Raw genomic sequence first — 7,030 nt, forward strand, 5'->3', positions numbered from 1 at the left:
GCTCGGTGGTCGTGGTCTTGCCGGCATCGATGTGAGCCATGATGCCGAAGTTGCGGTAGTCCTCGATCGCGTGCGTGCGGGGCATCGGATTGCTCCTGAAAGGGTCCGGGTCCGCTTACCAGCGGTAATGCGAGAAGGCGCGGTTGGCTTCCGCCATCCGGTGGGTGTCTTCCCGCTTCTTCACGGCGTTGCCGCGGTTGTTCGCGGCGTCGAGCAGTTCGGCCGACAGGCGCTCGACCATGGTACGGTCGTTGCGGCCGCGGGCAGCCTGAATGAGCCAGCGGATCGCCAGGGCCTGCCGGCGCTCGGTGCGCACCTCGACGGGAACTTGGTACGTCGCACCACCCACACGGCGGGAACGCACTTCGATCGCCGGAGCGACATTCTCGAGAGCCGCGCGGAACACCTCGATGGGATTGGCGCGGGCGCGGTTCTCGACGATGTAGAACGCGCCGTACACGATACCCTCGGCGATGGACTTCTTGCCCTCTTACTTGATCGAATTCATGAACTTGGTCAGCACCACGTCGCATTACTTGGCGTCCGGGATGATTTGGCGCTTCTCGGCAGAATGGCGGCGGGACATCGCTCGCTCCGTATCAATCTATGGTCTTGAAACCACCCCGCGCAGGCCGCCTGAGCCATCGAGGCCGGCGACATCCTTACGGGGTGCGCGAATATCGGTCTTACTTCGGGCGCTTGGCGCCGTATTTGGAACGGCGCTGCTTGCGGCCCTTGACGCCCTGCGTGTCGAGCACGCCGCGCAGGATGTGATAGCGCACGCCTGGCAGATCCTTCACGCGGCCGCCGCGGATCATCACCACGGAGTGCTCCTGAAGGTTGTGACCTTCACCCGGGATGTAACCGATGACCTCGAAGCCGTTGGTCAGACGAACCTTGGCAACCTTGCGGAGCGCGGAGTTCGGCTTCTTCGGGGTCGTCGTGTAGACGCGGGTGCAGACGCCACGCTTCTGCGGGCATGAGTCTAGCGCCGGCACCTTGTTGCGGCTCTTCTGCGCCTTGCGCGGCTGAGCGATCAGCTGGTTGATCGTCGGCATGCCATTCCTCTCGAAACGCGTCACCGTCGTCGGCGACCGTCGAAATCCAAATCTCTTTGTGGCCCGTCCCGGCATCGCACAGTGGTGTGCGACGAAACGCAAAACCGCGCCCCAGGCTGATCTCAGCCTTTGGCGCGCCGTTGCAAGCAGAGGATCACCTGCATCGAAGCAAGCGATCATGCCGGACTGACACGTGTTCGTCTGTTGAAGTCGGATGCGTTTAGGTAGCCTGGATCGAGGCTTGAGCCTCACGATCGATTGCTGCCTACTGCCAGCCGGTCAATGAGGGCCTAATAGAGGGGGATTCGGTCGGCGTCAACCCATTCCGTTACGGGATCATGAAGTTAGGGACGTCGTCGCCCTGTGATTTTGGGGGGTACGCCACGAAAAAGGGGCTGCCCCTCGGGCAGCCCCTTTTTCGCGTCTTGTTGGCTCGCCGACGACCCTATTCCGCTGCGGCGGGCGGCAGCTCCGACAGGGTCCGTGCCCCGCTCTCGGCGGCCTTCTGCTGAAGGATGAGGGTATCGCGACGTCGCGCGACCGCGCGAATCTCGGCGGCCATGGAGCCGGTACCCGCCGGGATGAGCGAACCGACGATGACGTTCTCCTTGAGACCCTCGAGGTAGTCGATTTTGCCGTTGACGGCCGCCTCCGTGAGGACGCGGGTGGTCTCCTGGAACGAAGCCGCCGAGATGAACGACTTGGTCTGGAGGCTCGCCTTGGTGATGCCGAGCAGCACGGGAACGCCGACGACCGGCTTCTTGCCCTCGGCAAGCAGCTTCTCGTTGATGTCCGCGAGCTCCGTCCGGTCGATCTGGTCGCCCGTCAGGATATCGGAATCGCCGCCATCGGTGATCTCGACCTTCTGCAGCATCTGTCGGACGATGACCTCGATGTGCTTGTCGTTGATCGACACGCCCTGGAGCCGGTAGACCTCCTGGATCTCGTTGACGAGGTAAGCGGCGAGCTCCTCCACGCCCTTGATCGCCAGGATGTCGTGCGGCGCAGGGTTGCCATCGACGATGTAGTCGCCGAGCTCGACCACGTCCCCGTCCTGAAGGTGGATGTGCTTGCCCTTCGGGATCAGATACTCGACCGCATCCGAGCCATCATGCGGCGTCAGCGTCAGGCGACGCTTGTTCTTGTAGTCGCGGCCGAACTGGATCGTGCCCGATTTCTCGGCGATGATCGCCGCGTCCTTGGGACGACGCGCCTCGAACAGCTCCGCCACCCGCGGCAGACCGCCGGTGATGTCGCGGGTCTTGGCGGAGTCGGTGGAGACGCGGGCGAGGATGTCGCCCGCCTTCACCTTCGCGCCCGGGTCGTAGCCGATGATGGCGTCGACCGGCAGGAAGTAACGGGCGTCCGAGCCACGCGGCAGCTTCATCGGCTTGCCGTCGTCGTCGAGCACCAGCATCGCCGGCTTGAGGTCGGCGGTGCGGGCGGTACCGCGCCAGTCGATGACGACGCGCTTGGCGATGCCGGTCGACTCGTCGGTGGTCTCGGTGATCGACTGGCCGTCGATGAGCTCCTCGTAGGCGACCACGCCATCCGTCTCGGTGATGATCGGGCGGGTGTAGGGGTCCCACTCGGCGATGCGCTGGCCGCGCTTGACCTTGTCGCCCTCGTCGACGCGCAGGCGTGCGCCGTATTGCAGGCGGTGAACCGCCCGCTCCGCGCCGTCCGTGCCGACGATGACGACGGCAACGTTACGGCCGGTGGCGATGAGGTCGCCGTCGGTGTTGCGGGCCAGTGCCCGGTTGCGGATCTTGATCGTTCCCTCGAAGCTCGACTCGATGAAGGACGAATCCGCGATCTGGGCCGCACCGCCGATGTGGAAGGTACGCATGGTTAGCTGGGTGCCCGGCTCGCCGATGGACTGCGCCGCGATGACGCCGACCGCCTCACCCATGTTGACGGGCGTGCCGCGGGCAAGGTCGCGCCCGTAGCAGGTGGCGCAGACGCCGCTCTTGGTGGCGCAGACGAGCACCGAACGGATCTTCACCTCCTGGATTCCCGCCGCCTGAATCGCCGGCAGGTGCTTCTCCTCGATCGTCTCGTTGGTCTTGACGATGACGGTGCCGTCCTGAGCCACCAGGTCCTCGGCCGTGGCACGGCCGAGAATACGGATCGAGAGCGGAGCCACAACTTGGCCCGCATCCACGATGGCGCGCATCTTGATGCCGTTCGAGGTACCGCAATCGACTTCGCGGATGACCGCGTCCTGCGCCACGTCGACGAGACGACGGGTCAGGTAGCCGGAGTTGGCCGTCTTCAACGCCGTGTCCGCGAGACCCTTGCGGGCACCGTGGGTGGAGTTGAAGTACTCGAGCACGTCAAGGCCTTCCTTGAAGTTCGAGATGATTGGCGTCTCGATGATCTCGCCCGAGGGCTTGGCCATCAGTCCGCGCATGGCGGCGAGCTGCTTCATCTGCGCCGGCGAACCACGCGCACCGGAGTGGCTCATCATGTAGATCGAGTTGACCTGCTTGTCGGCGCCATTCTCGTCCTTCTGCACGGTGGAGATGCGGAGCATCATCTCGGCGGCGAGCTTGTCCGAGCACTTTGCCCAGGCGTCGACAACCTTGTTGTACTTCTCGCCCTGGGTAATCAGGCCGTCGTTGTACTGCTGCTCGTAGTCTTTCACCAACGCACGGGTGTCGTCCACGATCGGCCACTTGTTGTCGGGCACCACCATGTCGTCCTTGCCGAACGAGATGCCCGCCTTGAACGCGTGGTTGAAGCCCAGCGCCATGATGCGATCACAGAAGATCACCGACTCCTTCTGACCGCAGTGGCGGTAGACGGTGTCGATCATCGCGGAGATCTCCTTCTTCGTCATCAGCTTGTTGACGACGTCGTAGGGGACGTTCTTGTGCAGCGGCAGAGCGGTCGAGAGGATCACGCGGCCCGGCGTGGTGTCGTAGGTCTTGGTCAGCGGCTCACCGTCCGGCCCGATGCCGTTCCAGCGCCAGCGGATCTTCGTGTGCAGCTTCACGGTGTTGGCCGCGAGCGCATGCTCGAGCTCACCGATGTTGCCGAATACGCCCTGCATCGGGTTCTTCTTGTTCGTCGGGTCGAAGGCGCCGATGGCCCCTTCCGCGACGATGGACAAGTAGTACAGGCCGAGCACGATATCCTGCGAAGGCACGATGATCGGCTGGCCGTTGGCCGGGTGCAGGATGTTGTTGGTCGACATCATCAGGACGCGCGCTTCCAGCTGAGCCTCGAGGCTCAGGGGGACGTGCACGGCCATCTGGTCGCCGTCGAAGTCGGCGTTGAAGGCGGCGCAGACCAGCGGGTGGAGCTGGATCGCCTTGCCCTCGATCAGCTTGGGCTCAAAGGCCTGAATGCCGAGGCGGTGCAGCGTGGGCGCGCGGTTGAGCATCACCGGGTGCTCGCGGATCACCTCATCGAGGATGTCCCAGACCTCCGGCTTCTCCTTCTCCACGAGCTTTTTCGCCTGCTTCACCGTGGCGGAGAAGCCCTTGGCGTCGAGACGCGCGTAGATGAACGGCTTGAACAGCTCCAAGGCCATCTTCTTCGGCAGACCGCACTGGTGCAGCTTCAACTCCGGACCCACCACGATGACCGAGCGACCGGAATAATCGACGCGCTTGCCGAGCAGGTTCTGACGGAAGCGGCCCTGCTTGCCCTTCAGCATGTCGGCGAGCGACTTCAGCGGGCGCTTGTTGGCTCCCGTGATGACGCGTCCGCGGCGGCCGTTGTCAAATAGCGCATCCACCGCCTCCTGAAGCATGCGCTTCTCGTTGCGGATGATGATGTCCGGCGCGCGCAGCTCGATCAGCCGCTTCAGGCGGTTGTTACGGTTGATGACGCGGCGATAGAGATCGTTCAGATCGGACGTGGCGAAGCGGCCACCGTCCAGCGGGACGAGCGGGCGCAGGTCCGGTGGGATCACCGGGACCACGGTGAGGATCATCCATTCGGGCTTGTTGCCCGACATCTGGAAGGCCTCGATGATCTTCAGGCGCTTGAGAAGCTTCTTCGGCTTCAGCTCGGAGGTCGTGGTCGCGATCTCCTCGCGCAGCGAATCGGCGATGCCGTCGAGGTCGAGCTCCTGCAGGATCCGGCGGATGGCCTCCGCGCCGATCATGGCGGTGAAGCTGTCCTCGCCGTACTCCTCCTGGGCGCGCAGGTACTCCTCCTCGGACAGGAGCTGACGCTCCTTCAGGGGGGTGAGGCCCGGCTCGATGACGCAGTAGGACTCGAAGTAGAGGATCCGCTCGAGGTCCTTGAGCGCCATGTCGAGCAGCAGGCCGATGCGGCTCGGTAACGACTTCAGGAACCAGATGTGCGCAACGGGGGCGGCGAGCTCGATATGGCCCATGCGGTCGCGCCGGACGCGCGCGAGGGTGACTTCGACGCCGCACTTCTCGCAGATGACGCCCTTGTACTTCATGCGCTTGTACTTGCCGCACAAGCACTCGTAGTCCTTGATCGGTCCGAAGATGCGCGCGCAGAACAGGCCGTCACGCTCGGGCTTGAACGTACGATAGTTGATCGTCTCGGGCTTCTTGATCTCGCCGAAGGACCAGGAGAGGATCTTCTCCGGCGACGAGATCGAAATCTTGATCTGGTCGAAGCTCTGGGGTTGAGCCTGCTGGTTGAAAAGATTCATGACCTCTTGGTTCATGGATCGACTCCTGCTGACGAGGCGCACCCTCCGCCGAGGGGCTGACCGCGTGCTGAAAACGGAAGCGGTGGCGACGACCGGCCGGATCGTCGCTCACCGTTAGGTCCTTCGGGAGGTGCTTCCCCTCCCCGCTCGGACCGCGCCGGCATCGATGAGCCGGCGCGGGAGCGTGGTGCGGTGGTTACTCGGCCGCCTCTGCGGGCGGCTCGATCTGGTCGTTGGCGGACTTCTTCGAGGAGGTGAGCTCCACGTTGAGGCCGAGCGAGCGCATCTCCTTGACGAGCACGTTGAACGACTCGGGGATGCCGGCCTCGAAGGTGTCGTCGCCGCGCACGATGGCCTCGTAGACCTTGGTGCGGCCGGCGACGTCGTCCGACTTGACCGTGAGCATCTCCTGCAGCGTGTACGCGGCGCCGTAGGCTTCGAGCGCCCAGACCTCCATCTCGCCGAAGCGCTGACCGCCGAACTGCGCCTTTCCGCCCAGCGGCTGCTGGGTGACGAGCGAGTACGGTCCGATCGACCGGGCGTGGATCTTGTCGTCCACGAGGTGGTGCAGCTTCAGCATGTAGATGTAGCCCATCGTCACCTTGCGGTCGAAGGGCTCGCCCGAGCGGCCGTCATAGAGCGTCGACTGGGCAGACCGGTCGAGACCGGCCAGCTCCAGCATTTGCTCGATGTCGGCCTCCTTGGCGCCATTGAACACCGGTGTCGCCATCGGCACGCCGCGGCGCACGTTGTTGGCGGCCTCGGCGAGCTCGTCGTCGGACAGCCCTTCGAGCTCTGACGGAGAGTAGATCGCCTTCATCTCGTCCCGCAGGGGCTCGATGTCCTGGTTGCGCAGATAGGCGTCCACCGCTTGGCCGACCTTTCGGCCGAGACCGGCCGCCGCCCAACCGAGGTGGGTTTCCAAGATCTGGCCGACGTTCATGCGCGAGGGCACGCCGAGCGGGTTCAGCACGATGTCGGCATGCGTTCCGTCTTCCAGGAACGGCATGTCCTCGATCGGGACGATCCGCGAGACGACACCCTTGTTGCCGTGACGTCCGGCCATCTTGTCGCCGGGCTGGATCTTGCGCTTCACCGCCACGAAGACCTTGACCATCTTCATGACGCCGGGGGGCAACTCGTCGCCGCGCTGCAGCTTCTCGACCTTGTCGAGGAAGCGCTGCTCGAGGCGCTTCTTCGACTCGTCGTATTGCTTCTGCATCGCTTCCATCTCGGTCATGAGACGGTCGTCGATGACGGCGAACTGCCACCATTGCGAACGCGGGTACTCGCTGAGGAGCTCACGGCTGAGCGTGGTCTCCTTCTTGAA

Annotated in this window: 2 protein-coding genes and 2 pseudogenes; all 4 read right to left on the bottom strand. The window is 64.1% G+C overall.

Annotation, left to right across the window (positions count from 1 at the left end; translation table 11 throughout):
• Window positions 1-115: 115 nt before the first annotated feature.
• A pseudogene (gene rpsG / locus JWQ05_RS02110) lies at window positions 116-508 on the bottom strand (30S ribosomal protein S7).
• Between the two features lie 178 nt (window positions 509-686).
• On the bottom strand, window positions 687-1,058 hold the full coding sequence (gene rpsL, locus JWQ05_RS02115) for a 30S ribosomal protein S12 (protein WP_299653754.1): 372 nt from the start codon (window positions 1,056-1,058) through the stop codon (window positions 687-689).
• Window positions 1,059-1,503: 445 nt separating this feature from the next.
• Window positions 1,504-5,715, bottom strand: coding sequence for a DNA-directed RNA polymerase subunit beta' (gene rpoC, locus JWQ05_RS02120; RefSeq protein WP_299653757.1), 4,212 nt, complete (start codon window positions 5,713-5,715; stop codon window positions 1,504-1,506).
• A 181-nt stretch (window positions 5,716-5,896) separates the two neighbouring features.
• Window positions 5,897-7,030, bottom strand: a pseudogene (locus tag JWQ05_RS02125) (DNA-directed RNA polymerase subunit beta); the annotation flags it as partial.

The sequence above is a fragment of the Methylobacterium sp. genome (genome assembly GCF_028290105.1).
Classification (GTDB): domain Bacteria; phylum Pseudomonadota; class Alphaproteobacteria; order Rhizobiales; family Beijerinckiaceae; genus Methylobacterium.

Bases quoted from the DNA above. Each gene is read 5' to 3' on its own strand.
- rpsL (WP_299653754.1), bottom strand. From the start codon at position 1,058: ATGCCGACGATCAACCAGCTGATCGCTCAGCCGCGCAAGGCGCAGAAG.
- rpoC (WP_299653757.1), bottom strand. From the start codon at position 5,715: ATGAACCAAGAGGTCATGAATCTTTTCAACCAGCAGGCTCAACCCCAG.